The 26,861-nt window shown below is 61.8% G+C and carries 25 protein-coding genes and 1 pseudogene; 21 read left to right on the top strand and 5 right to left on the bottom strand.

From position 1 onward, the window contains the following. Positions 1 to 22 precede the first annotated feature (22 nt). Entirely contained in the window at positions 23 to 631 is a 609-nt protein-coding gene (locus F4Y38_10140; protein ID MXY49632.1) for an N-acetyltransferase, read from the top strand. A gap of 86 nt (positions 632 to 717) precedes the next feature. Continuing rightward, the gene (locus F4Y38_10135) at positions 718 to 1,881 is read left to right on the top strand and encodes a nucleotidyltransferase domain-containing protein (GenBank protein MXY49631.1); all 1,164 of its coding nucleotides are present in this window, start codon (positions 718 to 720) and stop codon (positions 1,879 to 1,881) included. Between the two features lie 56 nt (positions 1,882 to 1,937). Here the strand turns inward: F4Y38_10135 and F4Y38_10130 are convergent, their stop codons facing one another. The 5 genes from F4Y38_10130 to F4Y38_10110 all read right to left on the bottom strand — a co-directional run bounded on the left by F4Y38_10130 (position 1,938) and on the right by F4Y38_10110 (position 5,222). Further along, a complete protein-coding gene (locus F4Y38_10130; protein MXY49630.1) occupies positions 1,938 to 2,126 on the bottom strand; it encodes a type II toxin-antitoxin system RelE/ParE family toxin in 189 nt (62 codons plus the stop codon). 49 nt (positions 2,127 to 2,175) lie between these two features. Beyond that, positions 2,176 to 2,403, bottom strand: coding sequence for a CopG family transcriptional regulator (locus tag F4Y38_10125; GenBank protein ID MXY49629.1), 228 nt, complete (start codon positions 2,401 to 2,403; stop codon positions 2,176 to 2,178). 180 nt (positions 2,404 to 2,583) lie between these two features. Beyond that, entirely contained in the window at positions 2,584 to 3,042 is a 459-nt protein-coding gene (locus tag F4Y38_10120; GenBank protein ID MXY49628.1) for a hypothetical protein, read from the bottom strand. An 87-nt stretch (positions 3,043 to 3,129) separates the two neighbouring features. Then, positions 3,130 to 4,140, bottom strand: coding sequence for a Gfo/Idh/MocA family oxidoreductase (locus tag F4Y38_10115; protein ID MXY49627.1), 1,011 nt, complete (start codon positions 4,138 to 4,140; stop codon positions 3,130 to 3,132). Between the two features lie 41 nt (positions 4,141 to 4,181). Continuing rightward, on the bottom strand, positions 4,182 to 5,222 hold the full coding sequence (locus tag F4Y38_10110) for an Ldh family oxidoreductase (protein MXY49626.1): 1,041 nt from the start codon (positions 5,220 to 5,222) through the stop codon (positions 4,182 to 4,184). Between the two features lie 195 nt (positions 5,223 to 5,417). Between F4Y38_10110 and F4Y38_10105 the strand changes: the two genes are divergently transcribed. The 19 genes and pseudogenes from F4Y38_10105 (at position 5,418) to F4Y38_10015 (ending at position 26,808) form a co-directional block, all read left to right on the top strand. After that, positions 5,418 to 6,134 (top strand): hypothetical protein, encoded by a 717-nt coding sequence (locus F4Y38_10105; protein MXY49625.1) that lies wholly within the window; start codon positions 5,418 to 5,420, stop codon positions 6,132 to 6,134. Positions 6,135 to 6,731: 597 nt separating this feature from the next. Then, positions 6,732 to 7,019 carry a co-chaperone GroES gene (locus F4Y38_10100; protein MXY49624.1) on the top strand — a complete coding sequence of 96 codons (288 nt, stop codon included), beginning with the start codon at positions 6,732 to 6,734 and terminating at the stop codon, positions 7,017 to 7,019. A gap of 77 nt (positions 7,020 to 7,096) precedes the next feature. Then, positions 7,097 to 8,746, top strand: a complete 1,650-nt coding sequence (gene groL / locus F4Y38_10095; protein ID MXY49623.1) for a chaperonin GroEL — start codon at positions 7,097 to 7,099, stop codon at positions 8,744 to 8,746. Between the two features lie 89 nt (positions 8,747 to 8,835). Next, positions 8,836 to 9,303: pseudogene (locus tag F4Y38_10090) on the top strand (hypothetical protein). A 9-nt stretch (positions 9,304 to 9,312) separates the two neighbouring features. After that, entirely contained in the window at positions 9,313 to 10,326 is a 1,014-nt protein-coding gene (locus F4Y38_10085) for a MoxR family ATPase (protein MXY49622.1), read from the top strand. Next, positions 10,323 to 11,204, top strand: a complete 882-nt coding sequence (locus F4Y38_10080; protein ID MXY49621.1) for a DUF58 domain-containing protein — start codon at positions 10,323 to 10,325, stop codon at positions 11,202 to 11,204. Before F4Y38_10085 ends, F4Y38_10080 begins: the two co-directional genes overlap by 4 nt. Before the next feature lie 112 nt (positions 11,205 to 11,316). Continuing rightward, positions 11,317 to 12,264 (top strand): ATP-binding cassette domain-containing protein, encoded by a 948-nt coding sequence (locus F4Y38_10075; protein ID MXY49620.1) that lies wholly within the window; start codon positions 11,317 to 11,319, stop codon positions 12,262 to 12,264. A gap of 2 nt (positions 12,265 to 12,266) precedes the next feature. Continuing rightward, positions 12,267 to 13,040 (top strand): ABC transporter permease subunit, encoded by a 774-nt coding sequence (locus tag F4Y38_10070; GenBank protein ID MXY49619.1) that lies wholly within the window; start codon positions 12,267 to 12,269, stop codon positions 13,038 to 13,040. A gap of 126 nt (positions 13,041 to 13,166) precedes the next feature. Further along, a complete protein-coding gene (locus F4Y38_10065; GenBank protein MXY49618.1) occupies positions 13,167 to 14,786 on the top strand; it encodes a hypothetical protein in 1,620 nt (539 codons plus the stop codon). 13 nt (positions 14,787 to 14,799) lie between these two features. Further along, positions 14,800 to 16,578: a DUF4340 domain-containing protein gene (locus F4Y38_10060; protein ID MXY49617.1), complete on the top strand. Its 1,779-nt coding sequence runs from the start codon at positions 14,800 to 14,802 to the stop codon at positions 16,576 to 16,578. After that, positions 16,547 to 17,569 carry a protein BatD gene (locus F4Y38_10055; GenBank protein ID MXY49616.1) on the top strand — a complete coding sequence of 341 codons (1,023 nt, stop codon included), beginning with the start codon at positions 16,547 to 16,549 and terminating at the stop codon, positions 17,567 to 17,569. The genes F4Y38_10060 and F4Y38_10055 overlap by 32 nt, the downstream gene beginning before the upstream one ends. Positions 17,570 to 17,575: 6 nt before the next feature. Further along, the gene (locus F4Y38_10050; GenBank protein MXY49615.1) at positions 17,576 to 18,583 is read left to right on the top strand and encodes a VWA domain-containing protein; all 1,008 of its coding nucleotides are present in this window, start codon (positions 17,576 to 17,578) and stop codon (positions 18,581 to 18,583) included. A 43-nt stretch (positions 18,584 to 18,626) separates the two neighbouring features. Continuing rightward, on the top strand, positions 18,627 to 19,637 hold the full coding sequence (locus F4Y38_10045; protein ID MXY49614.1) for a VWA domain-containing protein: 1,011 nt from the start codon (positions 18,627 to 18,629) through the stop codon (positions 19,635 to 19,637). A gap of 3 nt (positions 19,638 to 19,640) precedes the next feature. Beyond that, positions 19,641 to 20,333 (top strand): tetratricopeptide repeat protein, encoded by a 693-nt coding sequence (locus F4Y38_10040; protein ID MXY49613.1) that lies wholly within the window; start codon positions 19,641 to 19,643, stop codon positions 20,331 to 20,333. A gap of 72 nt (positions 20,334 to 20,405) precedes the next feature. Beyond that, positions 20,406 to 21,815 (top strand): aspartate kinase, encoded by a 1,410-nt coding sequence (locus F4Y38_10035; protein ID MXY49612.1) that lies wholly within the window; start codon positions 20,406 to 20,408, stop codon positions 21,813 to 21,815. Further along, positions 21,802 to 22,935: a hypothetical protein gene (locus F4Y38_10030; protein ID MXY49611.1), complete on the top strand. Its 1,134-nt coding sequence runs from the start codon at positions 21,802 to 21,804 to the stop codon at positions 22,933 to 22,935. Before F4Y38_10035 ends, F4Y38_10030 begins: the two co-directional genes overlap by 14 nt. 27 nt (positions 22,936 to 22,962) lie before the next feature. Continuing rightward, positions 22,963 to 24,021, top strand: coding sequence for an aspartate-semialdehyde dehydrogenase (gene asd, locus F4Y38_10025; GenBank protein ID MXY49610.1), 1,059 nt, complete (start codon positions 22,963 to 22,965; stop codon positions 24,019 to 24,021). A gap of 4 nt (positions 24,022 to 24,025) precedes the next feature. Then, positions 24,026 to 25,936 carry a protein BatD gene (locus F4Y38_10020; GenBank protein MXY49609.1) on the top strand — a complete coding sequence of 637 codons (1,911 nt, stop codon included), beginning with the start codon at positions 24,026 to 24,028 and terminating at the stop codon, positions 25,934 to 25,936. Between the two features lie 20 nt (positions 25,937 to 25,956). Then, entirely contained in the window at positions 25,957 to 26,808 is an 852-nt protein-coding gene (locus tag F4Y38_10015) for an SH3 domain-containing protein (protein MXY49608.1), read from the top strand. The last annotated feature ends 53 nt before the right edge of the window (positions 26,809 to 26,861 follow it).

The following is a 26,861-nucleotide window of genomic DNA, read 5'->3' as shown; positions in this document are numbered from 1 at the left end:
GCCCGCGAGATCCTGGCGCAGGATGCATTGGAGCAGAGCGATCATGAATAAAGCGGACACAACCGGGTCGCCGGCATCGAACGGTAGCGACATCGTCATCCGCCCGGCCGTGATCGGGGACGTTCCCGAGATCATGGAGATCCTCCAGCCTTACATCGACGAGGACATCCTCCTCCCGGTGTCGGTTTACCGCCTCTTCGAGCAGATCCGGTATTTCGTCGTCGCCGAACGCGACGGACAGGTGATCGGGTGCGGATCGCTCGTCATCATCTGGCACGACCTGGCGGAGGTGCGGTCGCTGGCCGTCCGGAGAGGATGCCAGGGCGGCGGAATCGGCGGGCGCATCGTCGACGAGCTGATCGTAGAGGCCGAGGAACTGGGCGTCGCCCGGGTATTCGCCCTGACCTACGAGACCAGCTTCTTCGGCCGTCACGGTTTCGAGGTGGTCGACCGCGATACCCTGCCGCACAAGGTCTGGAAGGACTGTACCAACTGCGCCCGTTTCACCCATTGCGACGAAATCGCCGTGGCCCGGACGCTGATCCCCGAAGACCAGCGGAAACCGGTACCCGCCCTGCCCGACATGCAGCAGGACCCCACGCTGATCATGCCTTCTCCCGCGCCACAGTAACACTTCTCCCGCTCCCCGGCGACTCTTCACTCGCTCCCCGTTGACTGGTCCATATCTGGCCCAACAAACGTGCCTGGACGCATCTCATGTCGACCCACCTGAAAGAAGCGGCGAACCAACTCGGATGGTGGTTGCGGCTTCCCCCGACTAACCTGATAGATCGCGGCGATCACGTCCGTTTCCGCCACGCCCTCTACCTGATGATCCACCAGACCGCCACCGTGCTCTACGGGATGAACGGCCTGCCGGAGACCATGTATTATCCGTCGCGGCTCGAAGGCGCGCGAAACCGGCTGAACGGGTTGTCCAGAGCACCGGAAAACGCCGGCGATGCCCTCTGGACGCTCGCGACCGAACGAGTACCTGAAAAGGTGTGGGCGGCCGCGTCCCGGCTGATGCGGGATATCCTGAAATTGTTGAACGAATTCGGTGGCGAACAGGATTCATTGGACCAGGATATCGAGAATGGGTCCTTCAAGCCCGATCAGTCCCGGGATCCTGGTGAGCTGTACGCCCTTGCCGCCGAAACAGCGGAAAGGATCAGGCTTCTCGAGGGAGCGAGCGTCGTTGCGCTGGGTGGATCCCTGGGAAGAGGTTATGCCGACCGCCAGTCGGATATCGACCTGCTCGTTTTCGGACCGGGCATTCCCCGGGAGGCCGACCGCCGCCGGTTGATCACTGCCTGGCTGAAAATACGCCGCGATCCTCTGATAGAGCCGGCATGCGACAGCGTGGTGCTTGACGGGGCAATGATCCACATCCGTTACTGGTCCATGCAGACCGTAGAGGATATGCTGGCGGAGTTTCCAATGCCGCCCGAGCAGCGGATTCTCGCCGAGGAGTTGCAGAACTGCCACCCGCTGGTCGATCCGGATGGGCGGCTGAAGGAGTGGAAGGCGGTACTCGGGCGCCTGCCCGATGAACTGGTGAGGTCAGTTACTGCGGAAGCACAGCATCGGCTGCCCCTGTTCCGGGACCAGTGGCAAAAGGCACAGGATGCCGACGACCGGATCCATCTCTACTGCCTGGCCAACCAGGCCGCGAACGATTTGTTGATCGCGCTGTACATACGAAACGGGCGGTTTCTGAGCGTACCCAAGTGGATGAATCGCGATATCCCTTCGTTTAACTTCCTGCCGGCAGAACTGGGAACGCGATTGCCCCTACTGGTTGACGGAATGGACGAAAGGATAGACTCGGAGTCAAAATGGCAGGTACTAGAGGGATTCTGGGAGGAGTTGGTGAAATAGAGATTCACCAAGGAAACTCCAATTGACTTCCTGTTGTACTGTCATCAACGGTAAATTTAATCACGTCTGCCAACTCGTATGACCAAAACGCGCAATGCTCCGGTCTGTATGTCGCAGATCACACGTGAATCTCCGATCCGATATCGCCACAGTTTACCCAACGGACCAACTAGTGCCCTTCCAGTGTTTCGTGGATCACCAGGGCCTTCAGCGCGTTTGTCTAAGTAATTGACGATGCGCTGTATCTTCTGCTTGTCGAGTTAACGTAGATCGTTAAGGGCGGTTTCTGTGTACTCAATCGTCCAGGGCAAGTTTTTTTCTCGCTTCGGAAGCAGTATAGGTTTTGTCCGTCCCACTTCTGAGGCGATTCAGTACGTCCGCGGCAACGAAGTAGTCTTCCAGGTCTTCGAGGCCACGCTCGATGATTTCACGCAAGTAGAAATCCTTGGTGCCGCCCGTTCTGGATACTAATGATTCAAGCCGTTTTTCATCTTCAGGTGTCAGTCGTATCGAAGTCGCCATCCTGGTTGTCCTTTGTCGTTATACCTATTACTGCGAAGATACATCCCAGTTTCAACGTACCGTATTATGGTACTCGCGTAAACGTCGGATTCACGCGGACTAACCCGGCCTTACTCTCAGTTGGATCACAAACAGGACGGTGGCCAAACAATGCACCCAGCAGTCGGATACCTGCGCCCGCTAAATCCTCAATTCCAGTCCATCTTCGGTCTGCCTCAAGCCCTCTTCCACCAGATCATCGGATATCCGGACGACTACACCGGAACCCGAATCGCCGATGGGCTCGAAGGATACGCCGAGGTTTCCGTCCCTGCCTCCAGCCTGCGTGATTTCGACCACGAGCCGGTTGCGATCGGATGAAAATGTATCGAGCAGGCCTTCCGGCACGTCGACGTCATCCACGACGACGGTCAAACCCTCCGCATCCCACGATTCGATCACCCCGCCGAACCGGTTCAATGTCCATACGACCGGTTCATTCTCCTTCGAATTGAGTGAAACGATCCGTTCGCTCTCCATCACGACGCCGAGTCGCTCGCCGGCAACAAGCAGATGGGTGAGATTTTCCTTCGGGCTGCCGCATCCCATAACGATCAGCAGGGCAGCCAGAACGTAGCAACACTTGTTTTTGTGGTACATGGTCGTCTCCCGGATGTAGCGCCCTGGATGTATTGCACCGCCTGGATTGCACCGCCTGGAATGCACCGCTTGGATTGCACGCCTGGATCACGCCTCCTCGATAAACCGCTCCACGTCCACGAGGTCCCCTTCCCGGCGTGCCGAATCCCATCCGGCCAGGATCGGCGCGAGTGATCTAAGCCCGTCGTGGTAGTCGCTTTGAAGAATCCCCGGGTCTCCTGACCGGACCGCCTCGACGAAGGCCTGGTCCTGGGCCAACCACGGGTCGAAGGGATTGGCTTCGTAGACGACCTCGTCATTCACCTCTATCCGTTCATAACCGAAGACACCCAGCCTCCCGCCGTCGAAATAGATCTTGAAATAGGGCTCTTCGCCCGGGCCGGTCGGATCGGATTCGATGAAGGTCAGCGTCGCCGTGGCGCCTTCCGACAATTGATAATGAAAGGACGATGAGAGCGGCGTATGGTATTCCTCCGGATGGTACAGGAATGCCTGGGCCTTGAGGACGTCCTGCCCCGTCATGAACCGGGTGTAGTCCGTGGCGTGCACGCCCCAGTCGAAGAAGCGGACGCCGCCCTTCTCCACCTGGTGCGACCATGCGGTGGGGGGAGCGGCGGCCGGTTTCGGGTTATGCGAGATCTGCTGGAAGCGGACGTGCACAACGCGCTTGTCCCGGAGCAGCCGCCGGGCTTCCTGGAAGATGGGCCGGTACCGTTCCCGGAAGCCCACCGTGCTGATGACGCCGCCCTTCCGCACGGCCGCGTCGATCCACTTCGCCAGAGCCATGTCGATGGCCTGGGGTTTCTCGCTGAAGAGCTGGATGCCGCGTTCGGCCGCGGCGATTTCCACGTCGGTGCGGGCGAAGGCCGGCACGATGGACCAGAGGGCATCGAGGTCTTCGGCCTCCAGCATCGCGTGGGCGTCCGTGTAGGTGCGGGCGACCCCGAACTGGGCAGCCGCTTCGCGCAGCGCGTCTTCGTTGATATCGCACAGCGCCGCGATCTCGACGCCGTCGATCCGGCTCAGGTTGGGCAGGTGGGTGGCCTGGGCGAACCGGCCGGTTCCGTAGACGGCTACGCGTACCGGTCTGTCGGGCATAGGGTTCTCCTGTTTCTGCGGTGCGACGCACGGATTGCGCGCTATACAGTCGGCATTTCCACGCCAAGCTCGGCCGCGGTTTCCGAGATCGTGTTCCAGGTCTTGTCCGGGATGTAGATGCCCTCGGCAAGCCGCTGCTGCCGGACGTCCTCCTCGATCTCGCCGGGGGCGTAAACCTTCTCGAATCCCGGTAGGGGTTTCGCCGAACCCACGTAGGCCACGTGGGCTTCGATTTCCGCCTTGTAATCGGCCGGGTCCATGAAGGCTTCGATATCCAATGCGGCGATCAGGATCCCGCCGCCGCCCTTGCCGCCCGTGCAACCTGCGTTCGACAGGGGACCGATAATCATCTCGATCATCATGGCCAGGCCGTGTCCCTTGTGGCCGAACTGCAGGCCGCCCAGGGGCAGCACGGCCACCTGGTCCGGCTCGGCGTGATACCGGCTGCCGTCGTTCACGTAGCGGCCCTGCTGGTCGATCAGCCACCCGTCCGGCATGGGCTCGCCGCGCTCGATCTTCTGTTCTACCTTGCCGCCCGCGACCACGCTGAGCGTCATGTCCAGCATGAGGGGCGGCCCCTTTTCCCGGGGCACGGCGAAGGCAATGGGCTCGGGTCGCAGGCGCCGGTCTGCACTGCCGTAGGGCGCCACGAATTCGCCGCCGCCGTTGAGGCCCACCATGCCGATCATGCCCTGTTCGGCGATCCGCGGGGGGAAGTCCCCCAGCCGGCCGATGTGGGAGACGTTCCGCAGGGCGATCATGCCGATCGTGGCGCTGCGCGCTTTTTCCACCGCCAGGGCCAGGGCCTTCGTCACCGCCACGATGCCGTTGGCGCCGTTCCCGTCTATCTGCGCGAATCCGGGCCGGTCCGCCATCACGATATGGTCCTCCCAGGGCTTATAGTCCGACTTCAGGGACGGGACGTAGCGGGGCATGAACCACACGCCGTGTGAATCGTGCCCGAGCAGGTTGCTGGTCGTCAGGTGATCGGCGAGGATATGGGCGTCTTCAGCCGGGATGCCGGTCGCCTCGAAGACCGCGCGGCTCAGGCTGTTGAGCTGGTCGAAGGGCACTACGGGCATGGAAAAGCTCCTGTGAATTCCGTAAGCTTGGCGGGGAGGGAAGTGGATACAAACTTATGTTTTCGATCTTGGAATGAAAATAGTCTTCTACTGATGCATTGGAAAGAAAACGAGTCCACATACGAGAACTCATGCCCAAAAAACAACTGATTACTTATATGACATACCCGATGTTGTCTATCGGTAGGGAACAACGTGGCTCAATCAGTAGTGGAGACTGACTACAAAGAGGTCATAGTGGAATCGATTTTCAACGATTTAATTGAAAAGTGGCATGGTCCTGTTCCGAGTTCCACGCTTGTTCTGTTCATAGCTGCAGTAGTACCAGGGGTTATCATTGTTTTTGTGAGGTCACAGTTTGTCAAAGGGAGCATCCTTCCGTACCCCGCAGGATTTCTTTCCTATCTGACTGTCTCGACGGTTTACTGGTTGGTTTTATTGGTATTGATTTTCCCACTGGGGATGTTGATATTGAATTTTACGGAAGCACACTTTCTCATCACATCGGTTGACGAATTCAAAGCGTTAATCTGTGTCGTTATTGTCCCGATTCTAGTCGGGTTGATTTCCGGTTGGGTAGCAACAAAGGGTTACGTTTACAGGATTCTGAGTTTATTTAAACTGAACCCTATTCAACCTACTCCGACAGCATGGGAATGGTGTTTTTCTGAGACCGTTGAACAGTTTGTACTGATTACATTAAAAAACGGTGTTCAGTTTGGAGGGATGCTTGATTCTGATTGTTTCGCTTCGTCAGATATAGAAAACCAGGATATCTACATATCTGAAGTTTACGAAATTGATAACCAGAATAACTGGATTCCCCAGGGTCGTGGTGTTTTCCTTTCGAGTGGGGAGGTATCTTCAGTAGAATTCATCCCGATTGAGGAAGAGGAGGAGTCAATTGAATAAAGTATCCCAACCTCCGGAAAAAGGGTATGGACCAACCCGCAGGAACATAGAAACAAGGGGATTCAGACCGAAACCTAACCCTAACAAACCAGCGAATCCGAAACCTCCCAATGTGGGTAGCGCCCTGAAACCACCCTCCAAACCCAGGTAGTATCTAAGACCTCAAATCCAACAATCGTTTGGTCCCAAACCCCGCTTTTCGGAGCGGGGTTTTTTGGTAGAAGGGATCGGTTCAGCGTTTCATACGGAGACAATCAGAATTGCGAATGCCCTTGACACGCCAGTAAGGCATGACTAAAATGGCCTGTTATGTTATTTTGACAATGCCATTTTGGCACTATACGGCACATGTGACAAATTGGCAGAAGACTTGGCGGCGGGGCGGTACCACTCGGCTTTTCGCTACAATGTATATAACTCTACAAATAACAAACAATTAAGATTTTGTTTTTTGGAATGGCGAGCGGTCTAATCCATGGTGGCACGGTAATTGCATGTAAGTAAGCGGACGAGATAATCGTTCACTATGTTGCTGATTTCAAAACGTGCTGATTTCAAAATCAGCGTTCTTATCACCAGTGAAAGGAGCAGGAAGCAATGAACGTACAACCTTTGGGCGACCGGGTCCTGGTCAAGCGCCTCGAGGAAGAAGAGGTACAGCGCGGCGGTATCATCATTCCCGATACGGCCAAGGAAAAGCCGCAGCAGGGCGAGGTCGTGGCGGCCGGTCCGGGGCGCGTCGGCGACAACGGCGACCGCGTGTCGCTGGAAGTCAAGGTCGGCGACAAGATCCTCTTTGGCAAATACTCCGGCACGGAAGTCAATCTGGATGATTCCGAATACCTCATGATGCGGGAAGAGGACATCCTGGGTATCGTGTCGTAGATCATCGAGTGTCCGAACCGTAACCTTAAAGGTCCGGTTGCGGCTGAATCTGTGCATATGCAAGGAGGGTTGAACCAGTGGCGAAGCAGTTGAAATTCAGGGATGAAGCCCGGCGCTCCGTGTTGAGCGGTGTGGAGACCCTGGCCAAGGCGGTGAAGGTCACCCTGGGTCCCAAGGGCCGGAACGTGGTGCTCGACAAGAAGTTCGGTTCGCCGACCGTCACGAAGGACGGCGTGTCGGTGGCCAAGGAAATCGAATTGCAGGACCCCTACGAGAACATGGGGGCCCAGATGGTCAAGGAAGTGGCTTCGAAGACCAGCGATATCGCCGGCGACGGGACCACGACAGCCACGGTGCTGGCCGAGGCCATCTACCGTGAGGGGCTGAAGAACGTGACCGCCGGTCACAATCCCATGGCCCTGAAGCGCGGTATCGAGAAGGCCGTTTCCGCGGTGGTGGACGAGATCGAGGGCATCAGCCAGCCGACGGCCGGCAAGACCGAGATCGCCCAGGTCGCTACGATTTCCGCCAACAACGACCCCGAGATCGGCGACCTGATCGCCAATGCCATGGAGAAGGTGGGCAAGGACGGGGTCATCACGGTGGAAGAGGCCAAGAGCATGGATACCATGCTCGACGTGGTCGAGGGCATGCAGTTCGACAAGGGGTACATATCCCCGTACTTTGTGACGGACTCCGAACGCATGGAGTGCAGCCTCGAAGATCCCTACATCCTGATCCACGAGAAGAAGATCAGCGCGATGAAGGACCTCCTGCCCATCCTCGAGAAGGTCGTGCAGCAGGGCAAGTCCATGCTGATCATCGCCGAGGACGTGGAAGGCGAGGCCCTGGCCACGCTGGTGGTCAACAAGCTGCGCGGCACCATGCGCATCTCGGCCGTCAAGGCGCCGGGGTTCGGCGACCGCCGCAAGGCCATGCTGGAGGACATCGCGATCCTGACCGGCGGACGGGTGATCACCGAGGACATCGGCATCAAGCTGGAGAACGTGACCTTCGAAGACCTGGGCCAGGCCAAGCGCGTGGTGATCGACAAGGACGAATCGACGATCATCGAAGGCGCCGGTGCCCAGTCCGAGATCGAAGGCCGCATCGGCCAGATCCGGCGCCAGATCGATGAGACGACGTCCGACTACGACCGCGAGAAGCTGCAGGAACGCCTGGCCAAGCTGGCCGGCGGCGTGGCCGTGATCAACGTGGGTGCGGCGACCGAGACGGAAATGAAGGAGAAGAAGGCCCGCGTGGAGGACGCGCTCCACGCGACGCGCGCGGCCGTGGAAGAGGGCATCGTGCCCGGCGGCGGCGTCGTATACCTCAGGGGTAGCGGTGCGCTCGACGGGCTGCAGGTCAACGGTGACGAGGCCACGGGCGTCGGCATCTTGCGGCGCGCCCTCGAGGAGCCGCTGCGCCATATCGCGGCCAATGCCGGCGCGGAGGGTTCGGTCATCATCGAGCACGTGAAGCAGAAGGAAGGCGCCGTGGGATACAACGCCAATACGGGCGACTACGAGGATCTCATGTCGGCCGGCGTGATCGACCCGGCGAAGGTGACGCGTATCGCGCTGCAGAACGCTTCCAGCATCGCGTCCCTCCTGCTGACCACCGAGACCCTGGTGACGGACATTCCCGAGAAGGAGCCACCTCCCGCGCCGGGCGGTTACGGCGGAGGTGGCATGGGCGGCATGGGCGGCATGGGCGGCATGATGTAGGCCTCCAGGCCCTCCTGCCGGGCAGTTCATGTACGTGAAGACCGGCGTCGGCTGTCTTAGCCGGCGCCGGTTTTGTTAGGAAGGAACGCATGCCTACCTACCAGTACCGTTGCAACGAATGCAGGCACGAGTTTTCCGAGTTCCAGTCGATCACGGCGGATCCCCTTTCCACCTGTCCGGAATGCGGCGGCGCCGTGAAGCGCCTCATCAGCGGCGGGGCGGGTTTCCTGTTCAAGGGCGACGGATTCTACACGACGGACTACCGGAGCGAGAACTACAAGCAGGCCGAGAAGGCCGACCGGGAATCCTCGTCGTCCGGGTCCGGCGGGTCCAAATCCGACGGATCCAGGTCCGACGGGTCCAAGTCCAGCGGCGGTTCGTCCGACGCGTCCGGTTCCGGTGACAAGTCGAAAGCCGAAGCCTCCTCGAAGGCCGATTCGTCTTCCGGTCAGCCTGGCCCGTCCGGCCAGCCTGGCTCGACCGGCCAGCCTGGTTAGCCTGGTCCGTCCGGTCCCTCCGGTCCGTCCGGACCGTCCGGTCCGCCTGGCTCCAACTGAAGGATGAACATGACCATAGACAATGCGCATACACCGGACGACATCAAGGTCGTCCATGACAGGATCTACGAACAGAGCGTCTTTGTCGACCGGCTGATCTCGGAAATCGGCAAGGTGATCGTCGGCCAGGAGTACATGATCGAACGCCTCCTGATCGGCCTGCTGACCAACGGGCACATATTGCTCGAAGGCGTGCCTGGCCTGGCCAAGACCCTGGCCGTGCGCACCCTGGCGTCGACGGTCTCGGCACGATTCCAGCGCATCCAGTTCACGCCGGACCTGCTCCCCGCCGATCTCACGGGCACCATGATCTACCAGGCGGGCAGCGGGGAGTTCATTGCCAAGAAGGGCCCGATTTTCGCCCATCTCATCCTGGCGGACGAGATCAACCGCGCGCCCGCGAAAGTGCAGAGCGCCCTGCTGGAAGCCATGCAGGAGCACCAGGTCACCATCGGAGACGAGACTTTCCCGTTGGAGGATCCCTTCCTGGTACTCGCCACGCAGAACCCCATCGAGCAGGAAGGTACCTACCCCCTTCCGGAGGCCCAGGTCGACCGCTTCATGCTCAAGCTGACGACGACCTATCCCCGCAAGGAAGAGGAGCTGGAGATCCTGAACCGCATGACGTCCGGTGAGCCGGCGGAAGTGAACCAGGTCGTGTCCCTGGAGGATATCGTCCGGGCGAGATCGATCATCAACCGGGTCTACATGGACGACAAGATCAAGCAGTACATCGTCGACCTCGTCTTCGCGACCCGAAACCCGGAAGACTACGGCGAGCTTGCCGAAATCCGCGACCTGGTGGAGTACGGCGCTTCGCCCCGGGCGACGATCTACCTGGCGACGGCCGCGCGCGCGCACGCCTTCCTGAGCCGCAGGGGCTACGTGACGCCCGAGGACGTGAAGTCGATCGGGATGGACGTCATGCGCCACCGCGTCATCGTCACCTACGAAGCCGAGGCCGAGGACATGACCTCGGAACAGATTCTTCAGCGCGTCTTCGACTGTGTAGAGATCCCTTGATACCCAGGCAGATCATCCAGAAGATCCGGCAGATCGAGATCCGGACCAGGCATCTCGTGAACGACGTGTTCAGCGGCGAGTACCACAGCGTCTTCAAGGGTCGGGGCATGGAGTTCGCCGAGGTGCGCGAATACGAGCCGGGCGACGAGATCCGGTCGATTGACTGGAACGTAACCGCCCGCCTGGGACGTCCCTATATCAAGCGCTTCATCGAGGAACGGGAGCTGACCGTCATTCTCATGGCCGACGTCAGCGCATCGGGCCATTTCGGCACGGTGAACCAGATGAAGAGCGAGATCACCGCGGAGATCTGCGCGCTGCTGGCCTACGCAGCGATCCAGAACAACGACCGAGTCGGCCTGCTCATGTTCACCGACCAGATCGAGAAGTTCATCCCGCCGAAGAAGGGCCGGACCCATATCCTGCGGGTGATACGGGAAGTGCTTTACACCCGGCCCGGCCACACCGGCACCGACCTCACGCAGGCACTTGAATATCTGAACCGGCTGCTGACGCGCCGGAGCATCGTCTTCATCCTTTCCGATTTCCTGACCGAAGACTATATGAAGCCCCTGCGCGTGGCCAGCAAACGGCACGACGTGGTCGCCGTCACGATCACGGACCCGCGGGAACTCAGCCTGCCCGGGATCGGCCTGATCGAGCTGCAGGACGCGGAGACGGGAGAAGAGGTGCTCGTCGACACCGGCGACGCCGTCTGGCGCAGGCAGTATGCCGAATACAACGAAGCCCTCCGCGAAGCGCGCGACCAGCAGTTCAGGGTGACCGGCGTGGATGCCATCCACATCCGCACGGACGAGCCCTATATCGATCCGCTGATGCAGTTCTTCAAGCTGCGCGAACGCAAATTCGCGCGGTGATCGGATGGCAACAAAGGCTTGCTTTACATCACTTTGTGCGATAAATTAGGATACTTTGAAAATCGCTGCGCGTTTTGCGCGAAGGTTGTGACAACGGCGTAGGGAGCCTGACGTGATAGAAGTAAAGGACCTGACCAAGAAGTACGGTAATTTCACCGCGGTCCGGGACGTGAGTTTCGAGGTCGAAAAGGGCGAGATCCTCGGGTTCCTCGGACCGAACGCCGCGGGCAAGACCACGACCATGCGGGTGCTGACGTGCTTCATGCCCGCGACGGCCGGCACCGCCCGGGTGGCGGGGTTCGACACGTTCCGCCAGTCCCTCGACGTGCGCCGCAGGGTGGGATACCTGCCGGAGAACGTACCCCTCTACCTGGACATGCGGGTCCGTCCCTACCTGGAGTTCATCGCCAAGATCAAGGACATCCCGTCCCGTGATCGCCGGAGGGCCGTCAACCGCGTGATCGAGCTGGCCGCCCTGCAAGAGGTCGAGCACCGGATCGTCGGCCACTGTTCCAAGGGGTTTCGCCAGCGGGTGGGCCTGGCCCAGGCGCTGATCCACGATCCCGACGTCCTGATCCTGGACGAGCCGACCAACGGCCTCGACCCCAAGCAGATCAACGAGGTCCGGGAGGTGATCAAGGGCCTGGCCGGGGACCATACCATTATTCTGAGCAGCCATATTCTGCCCGAGGTGAGCAAGACCTGCGAGCGCGTGGTCATCATCGACCAGGGCCGGATCGTGGCCGGGGACACGCCGGCCAACCTGGACGCGCGGCTGCGGGGGTCGCAGTCCATCTCGGCGCAGATCCGGGGGCCGGTCAGCGAGGTGATGGACCTGTTGAAGGAGATGGACGGCGTCGTGGACGTGAAGACCAGGTCTTCCATCGGCGACGGCCTCTGGCAGTACGACATCGACGTCCTGCCGGGCCGGGATCTCCGTTCCGAGGTGGCCTCGTCGGTGGTCGGAAAAAACTGGGACCTCGTGGAACTCACCACGTCCGGCATGAGCCTGGAGGAGATCTTCCTCGAGCTGACGACCCAGGAAGAGGAGGGCGACTGACGATGCAGGGATTGCTGGCCATCTGGGGACGTGAATTGAAGGCCTATTTCATTTCACCCATCTTCTACGCACTTTCGACCGTGTTTATTTTTATCGTAAGTTTCATGTTTTTCTATAGCTTACAGAGTTACACCCAGTATTTCATGCAGGTCGCGCAGTACCCGACGATGATGGAGCGCATCAACATCAACGAGATGATTATGCGCCCGTTGTTCAATACCATCAGTTTCGTGGCCGTGCTGACGCTCATGCCCATGCTCACCATGCGGGTCTTTTCCGAAGAAAAGAAGACCGGCACGATCGAGCTGCTGCTGACCTCGCCGGTCCGGGACTGGCACGTGATCCTGGGTAAGTTCCTGGCGGCCTTCACCCTGTACACGGCCATGATCGGGCTGACGATCATCTACCCGCTGGTGCTCCAGGTGTACGGCGATCCCGACTGGGGCCCCATATGGGCCGGCTACCTCGGTCTCGTTCTCCTCGGGGGCGGCGTGATCACCATCGGGCTCTTCGCCTCCTCGCTGACGGAGAACCAGATCGTGGCCGCCGTGATCTGCTTCGGCGCCGCGCTCATACTCTGGATGATGGATGTAGCGGCGGAATCGATGACCGGTATGCTCGGCGAGGTGGTCGGGTACCTGTCCGTGCTGAGGCACTACAATACCTTCGAGAAGGGGATCGTCGACTCGACGGACTGCCTCTTTTTCCTGAGTTTCATCTTCCTGGGCCTGTTCATCACGGTCCGGTCGGTTGAATCGACACGCTGGCGGGGCTGACGCCGGTCACGAATGGACGACTGGTCCGGAATGGATGTCCGGTTCCGAATAGACGACCGGTTCCGAATGAACGACCGGTCCTGCGCGCTCAAGCTGCTTTTAGTCTGAATAGGGAGAAAACCGTACATGAGGAGTCTCGTTTCAACCGCCGGATACCTGGGGCTCATCCTGATCCTGGTCAGCGGGTACCTCTACGTCTCGGATGCGACGACGCCGCGTACGGTCCTGATCGTCCTGCTGGCCGGCCTGGCGATCGGATCGGCCTGGCTGGTCCTGGAGTGGGAGACGGTGTGGAACCTGCTGGGGCGGCGCACCACGCGGTACGGCGCCAACACCGCGGTCCTGGTCCTGCTGGTGATCGGCATCCTGGCCTTCGTGAACCTGATCGGCGCGCGGTACTCCCAGCGGTACGACACGACCGCCAACAAACGGTTCAGCCTCGCGGACCTGTCCATCAGCGTGCTGGAAGACCTCGGCCAGGACGTCCACATCGTTGGATTCTTCAGATCCGGCGGGCCCGAAGCCATGCAACAGCACCAGATCGACGATATGCTGAACCAGTTTCAGTACCACTCGGACCACATCACCTACGAATTCATAGACCCCGATCTCGAACCCAGCATCGCCCGCCAGTACAACATCTCCGCCTACGGAACGATCGTGTTCGAAAGCGAGGGCAAGACCGAGCACATCAACCGCTACCTCGAATCGAACGTGACCAACGCGCTGGTCAAGGTCACGCGGGAAGGCCAGAAGACCATCTACTTCCTGGAAGGCCACGGAGAGCACAACGTCAACCTGACCGACCAGGCCGGCTACAACAGGTTGCTCCAGCTGCTCGAGAACCAGAGCTACGTCGTCCGGAGTTTCTCGCTGCTCAGCGAAGTGGAAGTCCCGGCCGACTGCAGCGTCCTCGTGGTGGCGGGTCCCCGGACCAACCTGGTGGGCAACGAGCAGGAAGCCATTCGCGACTACCTGGACCGCGGCGGCCGCGCCCTGTTCCTGATCAATCCCGACTATCCGGAGGATAGCGCCGACCTGTCGGCGCTCCTCGCCCACTGGAAGGTGCGGATCGGCGACAACGTGGTGATCGACGAGAGTGCCGTGGGGCGCTTGCCCGGCATGAACGAGTACATGCCGGCCGTCATGCAGTACCCGGCCCATCCCATCACGCGCCCGCTCGGCAGCACCGTGAGTTTCTTTCCACTGGTGCGGTCCGTCGAACCGGTGTCGGCCTCCGACGACACCGTGGAGATCCAGACCATCGCCATGACCAGTGCCCGCAGCTGGGCGGAGACCACGCTGCCGGGATCGCCGGAAGAAGCCGTGGAATACACGCCCGCGCTGGACCCGCAAGTGGACGAGCCCGGTCCCGTGTCCATCGCCGTGGCCATCACGGCCGTCCCCAGGTCGCTGCCCCGCAGTGACATGCGGACGCTGACGCCCCAGGAGATGGCGATGCGGCCGGAGGAGCACGAACTGAAGACCCGCATCGTGGTCGTCGGCAACTCTGCTTTTGCCAACAATACCTATATCAGGCTGCCGGGCAACGGCGACCTGGCCCTGAACATCCTCAACTGGCTCGCCCAGGAGGAGGACCTGCTCGCGATCCGGCCCAAGTCCAGCGACACCAGGCTGGTTCAGATCTCGCTGAGCCAGATGCGGGATATCTTCATCGTAACCGGCATCCTGTCGCCCATCGGCATCCTGATCGCGGGCGTCGTGGTGTGGTGGAGAAGGAAATAGGAGGCGAAGCGCCGTGAGCGGTGGACGGTACACGATCGTGCTGGCCGTGATCCTGGGATTGCTGGCGGCCGTTTTCTTCCTCTTCGTGCTCGAGGAAGAAGAAGTCGCGGTAGCCGAGCGCGTGTTCGAGCTCAACGCGGAAGAGGTCGTCGAGATCAAGGTTGCCGTGGACGGCGAGGTCACCACGATCGAGAAGGTCCCGCTGGAAGGCTGGGTGATTACCGATCCGGTCCGTTACGCGGCGGACCCGGACATCGTGGTTACGCTGCTGCGGGAATTCTCCGCCCTGTCGCCGGCCCGGACCATCGCCGATTCGGCGGAGGTCCTTTCGGAGTACGGCCTCGAGCAGCCGTCGGCGACCGTCGAGGTCATCCGGGGTCTCGACAGGCCCATGGTATTACTGCTGGGAGACGTGAACCCGACGGGCGCGGCCCACTACGCCGTGGAACAGGGCACGCGGCGGGTGTTTCTCATTTCCGCGCAGATCAACGGGAACCTGCGCAAGACGACCGATGCGCTGCGGGACCGCAGGCTGATGCGGGTCGAACAGGACGAGGTGGAGGAGATTGTCCTCGAAAAGGGCGGCCGCCGCGTCGTCCTCAGGCTGGACCCCTTCGGGACCTGGCGCGTGGAAGCGCCGTACCGGCTGCCGGCGGAGCGCGATGAAGTGATCAACGCGTTGGGTACGATCACCGCCGCCACGGCCATTGCCTTCATCGACGACGCGCCGACTTCCCTGGCAGGATACGGCCTGGCGGATCCGGTGATGACGGCGACCGTGAAATCCGGCGACGGCAGCGTTCTCCATACGCTTTCACTGGGCAATGAGGAGATGGGCCAGGTCTACGCCATGACCAGTGAAAGGCGCAACGTATACTCGGTCTCGACGTCGATCCCGCGGCAACTGGACCGGGAGCCCGACTTCTACCGGCGCCTCACGGCCTTCGATTTCCAGTCCTACAGGGTCCCCACTTTCTCGATGAACATCGGAGACGAGAACGTGACCCTGGTCAAGCATGCCTTCGAAGACTGGCGGATGACCACGCCCTACGAGCTGAGAGCGAACGACCAGTTCATCACGGCCATGCTGGACAGCCTGGAGATCATGCGCGTGCGGGACCATATCCCGGCGACGGACGGCAACAGCGCGGGGTACGGTTTCGAGCAACCGGCCGCCCGCCTTTCGCTTACGATCGATGACCGGGTGAACCCCCAGGAAATCATGATCGGTAGGAACTCCGGCGACGGGCAGTACACCTACGTCATGGATCCTGCGGAAGAATGGATCTACGCGGTGGACGCTGCCAGCCTGCAGCGTATGCCGGCCTCCGCGATCGAGTTGCGCGACAACAAGATCCTGCGGTTCAAGGGCTACGAGGTACACATGTTCGAAGTGGTCACACCCGACGAACGGCTGCGGGTGCGCCGCGACCAGAAGCAGAGAGTCGTGTGGAAACTGGAAGAGCCTTCAACGGGAGACGCGGACGCGATCTCGGTCGGCCGGGCCTTCAGCGAGCTGGATTCATTGTATTCGGAGGCCTTCGTAACGGCGGACCCCGATGCGGACCTGACAACCTTCGGACTGGACCGGCCGGTCATGGAACTTACGTTGCAGGTCGGGGGCCGGGACAACGTGCCGGAAGAGCGCTTGTCGCTCCTGGTAGGCAGATCCCTCCCCGGGGACGAGAACCTGGTCTACGTCAAGCGAAGGAACAGCCCCGTCGTGTCTCTGGCCAGGGCCGGGTTCATCGCCCGGATCAATGAAATGGTCGCCCAGACACCGAAATCGTGACGTGAGGCGGCATGCGGTGAGGCGTTCCTGTTTACTCGCCACCGTCCTGGTGGCCGTCGCGACGGACCCGGTCGACACCGGAGCCTTCCCGGGACCGCAGGAAGGAGATCCCGGGTTTTCGATCGAGGCCTCGGTGGACAGCGGCCGGATTACTGTGGGCGATCCCTTCCTGTACCGGGTCACCGTGAAGAGTCCCGGCAACTCCGCGATCGAATGGCCGGAATCCGGGACGCCTCCGGAAGGTTTCGAACTCCTGTCCTTCGAGCATGCAGGACCCCTTTCCGGACCCGGCGGCGCGAACATCGATGTGCTCCGGTACGAACTCACCCTGTACCGTACCGGCGAGCATTCCATCCCGCCCTTTTCGCTCAAGTGCGTCCTGTCGGATGGCACCGAAATATCCGCCGAATCGGAAGCCGTTCCGGTTACCGTCGTCAGCGTAATCGACGATGATGCCGCGGATATACGCGATCTGAAATCCCAGGTGGACATCCCCGGCGGGGCGCCCTGGTACTACTGGCTGATCGCCGGACTGGTATTGCTCGCCGTCACGGCGGCCGTCTTCTTGTACATCAGGCGCCGAAGGAACCGGGAGGACCCGCGAGGTTCGGTCCCGGCGATCGAACGCCCGCCCGAAGAGATCGCCCTGGAAGAACTGGAACGGCTGGCCCTGAAGGAGTGGCTGGCCCAGGGACGCGTGAGAGCACACTATTCCGCGCTGTCGGAAATCCTGCGCCGGTACCTGTCCGGGCGCTACGGGATAGCCGCGATGGAATACACGACCTCCGAACTGCTGGCGGCATTGAACGCGCGCCAGGTCGGCCACGAAGAATCCCGGGTCGTCCGGGATCTTTTCGAAGAATGCGACATGGTCAAATTCGCCAGGTATACGCCGGAAACGCATCGGCAGTTGCTTTCGCTGCGGGAAGGACGGGAGATCGTCGAGCGGACACGTCCACCCGAAGTGCCGGAAGTCACTGCACAGGACTGATGCCCCATGTTCTTTTCCACGCCCATGATCCTGGTGTTGCTCGTGATCCTGCCGGTGCTCCTATGGACGTACCGCCGGCAATCGAAGGCACGCCGGGGCGGGCTGAGCTTCTCGGATATCTCCTTTGTCAACCGGCTGAAACCCGCGTCCGCCCTGAAGTACCGCCACGTTCCCACCGCACTTCGCGCCATGGCCATCGGCCTGGCCATCCTCGCCCTGGCCCGCCCGCAGACCGGCACTGAAGGCGCGGAAGTGATGACGGAGGGGATCGACATCGTACTGGCGCTCGATATATCCGGGAGCATGGGGGCGGAAGACTACAAGCCCCGCAACCGGCTTTTCGTGGCCAAGTCCGTGATCTCCGACTTTATCCGGGAACGGAAAAACGACCGGATCGCCATGGTGGTCTTCGCGGGACGTAGCTTCACGCAATGCCCGCTTACGCTGGATTACGACGTCCTGCTCGGTCTGCTGGACCAGGTGGAGATCGGGTTGACTGAAGACGGTACGGCCATCGGGATGGGTATTGCCAATTCCGTCAACCGGCTTCGGCAGAGCGCCGCCGAAAGCAAAGTGGTCATTCTGCTTACCGACGGCGTGAACAACACGGGGGCGATCGACCCCATCACCGCGGCCAAGGCGGCCGACGCGCTGGGGATCAAGATCTACTCGATCGGGATCGGGAAAGAGGGCGGCGCGCCCATCCCGGTCGACGACCCCGTGCTGGGCCGCACGTACGCGCGCAATCGGGACGGCAGCCTCGCCCTCACGGAAATCGATGAAGGGACGCTCAGGGAGGTCGCGCGGATCACGGGAGGATTCTATTTCAAGGCGACCGATGCCGAGATGCTGTCCCACATCTACCAGCGGATAGACGCACTGGAACGCACGGAGATGGAGGTCATCGCGTACTCGAGGTACACCGAACTGTTCGGGTATTTCCTTTTGCCGGCCATTTTTCTCTTACTGGCCGATATCGTGCTGTCGCACACCCGGCTTAGAAGACTGCCGTAGCACGTACGGCCCGGTGGCGGCGTGTATCGGCCGAGGAGCCGACATGCAGTTTGCACAACCTGAATTCCTCTATCTCCTGGCGGCCGCACCCCTGCTCGTCCTGTTCTACGCCGCGCGGTTCCGGCGCAGGCGCGAATCCCTCAGGCAGCTGGGAGAACCGGAACTGATCGGCAGGCTGTCCCGTTCAACCGTGGCGAGAAGGCAGTCGGTCAAGGCGGCCCTCGTGCTCCTCGCCCTGGTCTGTTTCGTTCTGGCCCTCGCCCGGCCGCAGTTCGGGACCCGGTCCGAAACCGTGCGCCAGACCGGGTTCTCGGTCATGGTCGCGCTGGACGTTTCCAACAGCATGCTGGCCGAGGATGTCCGGCCGAACCGCCTCGTACGCGGCAAATACGCCGTCCGATCCCTGGCAGGGAAGCTTCGGAACGACCGGATCGGTCTGGTGGTATTCGCCGGGTCCGCTTTTCTCCAGTGTCCGCTGACCACCGACTACAGCATCGTGGAGCTTTTCCTGAACGGCATCGATACCCGGACCGTGGGTACCCAGGGTACGGCCATCGCGGAGGCGTTGCGCATCGCGGGCCGGTCGTTTCGGCAGGATCACAAGGGGAACAAGGCCGTCGTGCTGATCACCGACGGAGAAGACCACCAGGAAGACCCGCTTCCCGTCGCCTCGGAGATGGCGGCCCAGGGGGTTCGCGTCTTCGTGGTGGGTATCGGCACGCCGCAGGGCGTACCCATACCGGTTACGGACGAGGACGGCAGGGTCGCCGGCCACATGCGGGACCGGTCCGGCGCAGTGGTCATGAGCCGGCTGGACGAGTCTACGCTGGAACAAATCGCGGAAACGACCGGAGGGGCCTACTACAGAGCTACGCCCGGTGGAGACGAGATGGACCTGGTATACGACACCATCGCGTCACTGGAGAAGGCGGAGTTCGAGAGCAGAGAATTTACGCAGTACGTCGAACGTTTCCAATATATATTGTTCTTCGGCCTGCTGCTCCTGGTTGCGGACACCGTGATCCGGGACCGTGGCCTGCTCGACGAATCGTAGGGAATGGAACCCGATACCATGAGCGCAATCCTGGTCATCCTGTTGTTTCTCGGCTGGCAGCCGGCCGCGAAGAACGCCCGCGGAAACGAACTGTATCAACAGGAAAAATACGATGAGGCGCTGGCGGCTTATGACGAGGCGCTGGCGGAGGACGGCGAGAACCCGGCACTGCATTACAACCGGGGCAACGCGCTGTACCGCTCCGAGCAGTATCCCTCGGCCGTACAGGCCTTCGTGAACGCGCTGGACGGCGAGGCGCCGGTTGGTGGCCGGGCCCGGTACAACATGGGAAACAGCCTCTATCGCATGGGACGGCTGGAGGAGTCCATCGAGGCCTACAAGGCGGGCCTGCGGATTGAGCCGGACGATATCGACATGAAATACAACCTGGAATACGTAATGCGGCAGCTTCAGCAGCAGGAGGAACAGGAAAGCAGGAACGGGCGGGACCGGCGGGAGGACCAGGCCAACCAGGATGGCCAGGACAACCGGGAAGACCCGGGCGACCGGAACAACGGGGGACCGGAACCCGATGAAGAGGAAAGCCCGGAAGCGCAGCCGCCGCCCCGGGAGGGGGAACTGAGCAGGGCGGAGGCGGAACGCCTGCTGAACGCCCTGAACAGGGACGAGCAGGACATCCAGCGCCGGCTGCGCAGACAACAGGCCACGCAGGTCAATCCGGAGAAAGACTGGTAACCGGTCCGGGGACCGGACGGACTGGTCGGACCAGGCGGACTAAGCTGATCGGGGAATCGCGATGGTAGCTCTATGATCGTCATGAAATTCGGCGGCACTTCCGTGGGCGGCGTGGAGGCCATTCGACAAGTCGTCGAGATCGTCGCAATGTACCGCGAACACAATACGGTGGTGGTCCTGTCCGCCATGAGCAAGGTGACCGACGCCCTTCGCGCCATGGCGGCGCAGGCCTGCGAGGGTACGGAACCCACGGCTTCCCTCTCGGCGCTGAGGAAACGCCACGACGAGACGATCAGCGCCCTGGCCGAAGGAGAAGAGCGGAAACGGGCCCTCGAGGTTTGTGCCGGGCTCATCGACGAACTGTCCGGCATCCTGCACGGCATCACGCTGCTCAGGGAGCTTTCCCCACGGTCGGCCGACCTGGTCAGTTCCTTCGGCGAGCGCCTTTCCGTCGTCGTCGTCTCGGCCGCGCTCAGGTCGGCCGGCCTGTCGTCCCTGCCCGTCGACGCGCGGGAGTATGTGAAGACGAACGAGCGCTACACCGAGGCGGAGGTGAATTTCGCCGAGACGGAACGGCGGCTTTCGGCGGGCCTGGCGCCGATGGTTAAGGGCGGCCGCATTCCGATCGTTACGGGGTTTATCGGATCCACCGACGAAGGCGTGACCACGACCCTCGGCCGGGGCGCTTCGGATTATACCGCCTCCCTGGTCGCCAGTGCGCTGCACGCGGAGGAAGTATGGATCTGGACGGACGTGGACGGCGCGATGACGGCCGATCCGAGGATCGTCGAGGACGCCCGCGTCCTCAAGGAGATTTCGTATCTCGAGGCCTCGGAGATGTCCTATTTCGGTGCCAAGGTGCTCCATCCCATGACCATGCTGCCCGCGGTGAAACAGGAGATTCCCATCCGGATACGGAACACCTTCCGGACGGAAAGCAGTGGTACGCTCATCACGTCGCGGACCTGTGCCGCACCGCTGGGCGTGAAGGCCGTAACGAGTATCGACCGGCTCTGCCTGATCATGGTGGAGGGCACCAGCCTGAGCCGAACGCCGGATACCCACGCGCGGCTGTTCAAGACTACGGCGGACCGCAAGACCCAGGTCGTCATGATTACGCAGGCTTCTTCGGAACACGACATCTGCCTGGCCGTCGGCGAAGGAGACGGCCCGGGAACGGTCCAGGCGCTGAAGGAGGAATTCCGCCACGAGGTCGCCGAAGGCAGCCTGGAGGAGATCTCGGTTCAATCCGACCTGGCCGTGGTGGCCGTGGTCGGCGGCGGCATGAAGGGTACCCCGGGCATCGCGGCCCGCACGTTCGGCATTCTCGGCGAACACGGAATAAACATTATCGCCATCGCCCAGGGATCGTCGGAGCTGAACATTTCATTCATCATCGGTCGGGACGACCTGCGAAAGACCGTTCAACTGGTGCACGCGTCCTTCGGACTGGGAGGGAACGGAGATTTTGAGCTCGATTAAACTGTTTCAGTTCGGAAAGGGCAATATCGGCGGCGCCTTGATTCGGCAGGTGGCGGACCGCGCCGGCTCCCTGGCCGAAGCCACCGGCCTTTCCTTTGAATACATCGGCATCTGCGGCAGGAACCGGCTGGTTTTCAATCCAGGGGGTCTCAACAAGGCGTTAAGCGGCCCCGGCGGCCTGGACCGGTTGCTCGAAGACGGGGACAGCCGCGAGGACTACCCGGGCGCGGCCGCCATGATCGATCGCCTGCTGGGCAGTCCGGGCGGTCCGGGCGGTCCGGGCGATCCGCCCGGGAACCTGTGCGTTGTCGACACCACGTCGGCCGAAATGACGGAAGTGCACCTGGCCTGCCTTCGCCGGGGCGTCCCGGTAATAACGGCCAACAAGAAGCCCATCACCGACCGGAGCGCCGCGTATGAAGAGATCCGGCGGCTGGGCCGTGCCGATCGGATGCGGTACTGGTACGAAACGACCGCCGGCGCCGGCCTGCCCATCGTCAGCACCGTCAGGGAACTGGTAGATACCGGGGACGAGGTAACGCGGATCGCGGGATGCCTGAGCGGCACGCTGGGATACATCTGTTCCCAGCTCGACCACGGCCGGACCTTCTCCGAGATCGTGCGGGAGGCAAAGGAACTCGGGTACACGGAACCCGATCCACGGGACGACCTGAACGGAATGGACGTGGCCCGGAAGGCCTTGATCCTGGGCCGTGAAATCGGATACCGCCTTGAACTCGACGACCTGGAGATCGAAGGCATGGTGTCCGACGCGCTGCTGGACGCGCCGTCGGTGGACGCGTTCATGGCCATGCTGACCGGCGAAGACGCGGCCTACACGCAGCGGGTCGAATCCGGCGGAGAACGCGGGCAGGTGCTGCGGTACGTCGCCACGGTGGAGGACGGCACGTGCCGGGTAGGCCTCGAAAACGTGGACCGGGACAGTCCCCTGGGAAGCCTGGCCGGTCCGGACAACATGGTCGTGTGCACCACGAAGCGGTACCGGGACAACCCGCTGATCGTGCGGGGGCCGGGCGCGGGGCCGGAGGTCACGGCGGGCGGCCTGTTCGGAGACCTGATCAAGGCGGCAAGGACGCTGCCCGGCGGCGATCATCCATGACCTCCATACCTGATCCGGGAGCATGAAATGTCGACGAATGAAATCAAAGTAGGGGTCCTTGGCGCTACCGGAGCGGTCGGGCAGCGGTTCGTCCAGTTGCTCGAAGACCATCCGTGGTTCAGGATAACCGCCGTCGCGGCCTCGGAGAGGTCGGCCGGCAAACCCTACGCGGAAGCCGTGACCTGGCGGCTGGACACGCCGGTCCCGGAGGCCGTGCGCGCGCTGCCCGTTGCGCTGTGCGAACCGGGACTGGACTGCGACCTGGTGTTCTCGGGCCTGGATTCCGCGGTGGCCGGCCCGATCGAGGCGGCCTTCGCGGCGGCCGACTACGCCGTCGTCAGTAATTCGAAGAACCACCGCATGGACGAGGACGTACCGCTGCTCGTTCCCGAGGTCAACGGGGACCATTGCGCGATCATCGACTATCAGCGCAAACGCAGGGGGTATGACCGCGGGTTCATCGCGACCAATCCGAACTGCTCTACCATCGGCCTTACGATGGCGCTCAAGCCGATCGTCGAACGTTTTGGCATACGGCAGGTCGCGGTCACCACCCTGCAGGCCCTGTCCGGAGCCGGCTACCCGGGCGTTCCCTCCCTCGAGATCCTCGATAACGTGCTTCCATACATCGGGGAAGAAGAAGACAAGATGGAGCGGGAAACCCTGAAGCTGCTGGGCAGGTTCAGGGATAACCGGATCGAGCATGCCGGGATCGTCGTCAGCGCGCAGTGCAACCGGGTACACGTCCAGGACGGTCACATGGAATGCGTTTCCGTCGCTCTGGAGACCAAGACCGATACGAACGGTCTCGCCGAGGCGTTGCGCAACCACCGGGGACCGCCCCAGGAACTCGGCCTTCCCTTCGCTCCCGCCCGCCCGGTCATCGTACGCGAGGAACCGGACCGGCCGCAGCCGAGGATGGACCGCGACGCCGAAAACGGCATGGCCGTGACGGTGGGCCGGATCCGGCCCTGTCCGGTGCTGGACATGAAATTCGTGGTACTTTCACACAACACCGTCCGGGGGGCCGCGGGTACGTCCATCCTGAACGCGGAGTTCCTGCGGACCCAGGGATACCTGGATTGAACGCATGAAACGATATATGCAGACTGGTCTCGTCGTATTGCTGCTGCTCGGTGCCCGGGCCGTGCCAGGCCAGGAAATCTCGGTCACCGCCGAGGTGAGCCGTACCCGGATGACCGTCGACGAGACGCTGATCCTGACGGTTTCGGTTTCCGGGTCCGAACTGGGCGACGTCCCGAAACCCGTCCTGGCCGACATGCAGCCGTTTATCGTCATCGGCAGCACGTCTTCCTCCTCCTCCAGCTTCAATCTGGTGAACGGCAAACTGTCCTCTTCCAGGTCCGTGCGGTTCATCTACCAGTTGAAACCCCGGAGTACGGGCACCTTCGTCATCGACGCGGCCGAAGTGACGCTTGACGGCGTCACCCACGAAACGACGCCGATCACGATCGAGGTTACGCCGGCCGCCCCCGGTTCTTCGCAACCGGGCGTAACCCGTGCCGCGCCGTCCGGCGGTTCACCGTCCACGGCCGCGGGTCAGTCCTCGGCCGCGGGTTCCTCGCAGGATGCCGCGGGCACACCGGACCTGGAAGATACGGTCTACATCCGGACCAACCTGGACAAGCGGCGGGCCTACCTGGGTGAGCAGGTGACGGTGACCTATACGCTGTACACCCGCCTGGGCCTGTCGAACGCCCGTTACGACGTAGTCCCCTCCTACACAGGCTTCTGGATGGAGGAACTCTTCTCCGCCCATCACCTCGACTTCAAGGAAGAGATCATCGGCGGCCGGAGGTACGCCGTTTCAACGCTGCGTATGATCGCCCTGTTCCCTACCGTAACGGGGGAACTGACCCTCGAGCCGCTGTCGATGATCTGTGACGTGCAGGCCGAACGCTCCCGCAGAAGCCTTTTTGACAGCTTTCTGTCCGATCCTTTCGACACGTTTTTCTCGAATACGCGTCAGATCAGGGTGGTGTCCGGCGAGCAGACCGTGCAGGTGCTGCCGCTGCCGCGCGAGGGTCGCCCCGACGGTTTCGGCAACGCGGTGGGCGACTTCTCGCTCAAGGTTATGGTGGATCAGGCCACCACGGAAGTGAACCAGCCCGTGACGCTGACGATCGAGCTGACCGGAGAAGGCAATCTGAAGATCGTCGAGGATCCTGTTCTGCCGCCGCTCGGTGATTTCAAGGAATACCAGTCCGGCAACCGGGCGGAATACGCGTCAGACAGGCTGCGGATTTCCGGTACCAAGACCTGGGATCACGTGCTCATCCCCACGGTACCCGGCGACCATACCATCGCTTCGCTTGTCTTTCCGTTCTTCGATCCCGACACGGACTCCTATCGGGTTGCATCGACCGAACCGGTAACGATTTCCGTCCTGCCGGCCAGCGGAACGCAGGCGGCCGTCGTCGGCACGCCGCGCAGATCGATCGTCCGGCAGATCCGTGAAGATATCCAGTACATCAAGCCCGAAACGGTTTACCTGGGCGACCAGGGCGAGATCCTGTTCCAGTCGACCTGGTACCTGCTGCTGCATGTCCTGCCTGTCGCGGCGATCCTGGCGACGGTCCTGTACCGGTCCCACGCCCATCGCCTGCGGGGCGACACCGGTTTTGCCCGGCGGCGCCGGGCGAGAAGTACCGCCCACAGCCTGCTGCGACGGTCCCGGGAGCAGCTGAAACGGGGCACGCTTGACCAGGCCTTCACCGGCATTTCAAACGCGTTGTACGGTTACGTCGCCGACAAGTGCAACCTGCCGACGGCCGGCCTGACGTCGCCGCGCGTCGTCGAACTGCTCAGGGTACGGGGCGTGGACGTAGACACGACTGCGCTGGTCAGGGACTGCCTGGACGCCTGCGACCTGGCCCGGTTCGCCCCGACGGCGCATACGGCGGAACACGCCGGTGACCTGCACGACAAGGCCCGGGACGGTATCGAATCCATCGAATCCCAGTTATCCCGAGACCGTTGAAAGCCATCCCGATATCCGATATGCGCGCGGATGGCCTGCCGGTGTCCGCCTCGAAACCGGACCGGAGACCGGAAACAAGGGGTTTTCGACACCTGGTCCCAAGGCTGGGTTTGGTGCCGGGGTTATGTGTGGCCGTCCTGGCCATCGGATTCGCGACCGCCGGTTGCGCCGAAGACCCGGTGGACCGGCAGACCGCGGAGTTGTACCGTCAGGGCAACCTGCTGTACGAGGGCGGGAAATTCACGGAGGCCAGCCGGACGTACGAACGCATCATAGAACGCGGGGTACGCAATGGTCACGTGTACTACAATCTGGGGAACGCCTATTACAAGCAGGATCGGATCGGTCTGGCCATCCTGGCCTACGAGCGGGCCAACCGCCTCATGCCCAGGGACGGGGACCTGCACAACAACCTGGACCTCGCGAAGGACCGGACGTCGGACCAGATCGCGGGCGAAGTGCCGTGGTTCGGCCGGCAAGCGCTGGACGGCGTAACGGTGAACGAAGCCACGGTCGCCGCCACCTCGGCCGGTTTCCTCGCGTCGCTGACGCTGGTGGGCTTTCTGTTCGCAAGGCGGCCGCGCACGCGGTCCGCGACCGGTTACGCGCTCCTGGTCTCCTGCCTCGTGCTGTTGATGGCCACCGGGTTTCTGGGCATCAAGATCTACGACAGCCTGGTGAACGAGGAGGCGATCGTCCTGAGGCCGACGGCCGTGGTCAGAACGGGTCCCGACGCATCATTCGAACCGGTTTTCACGCTGCACGAAGGCGCCAAGGTCCAGCTGGTCGAACACCGGGACGACTGGCTCCGAATCCGCCTGCCGGACGGAAAGAACGGTTGGCTTTCAAAGGACGATATCGAGGGCATCTGACCCGCGACGCGCCATCCCCGATTCATTTTGAGCATTCAAACCGTCCACTGGAC

It is taken from the genome of Gemmatimonadota bacterium (genome assembly GCA_009838645.1).
Classification (GTDB): Bacteria; JAAXHH01; JAAXHH01; order JAAXHH01; family JAAXHH01; genus JAAXHH01.
The sequence above is the reverse complement of the archived record's forward strand: the minus strand, read 5'-3'. Positions and strand labels throughout refer to the sequence as shown.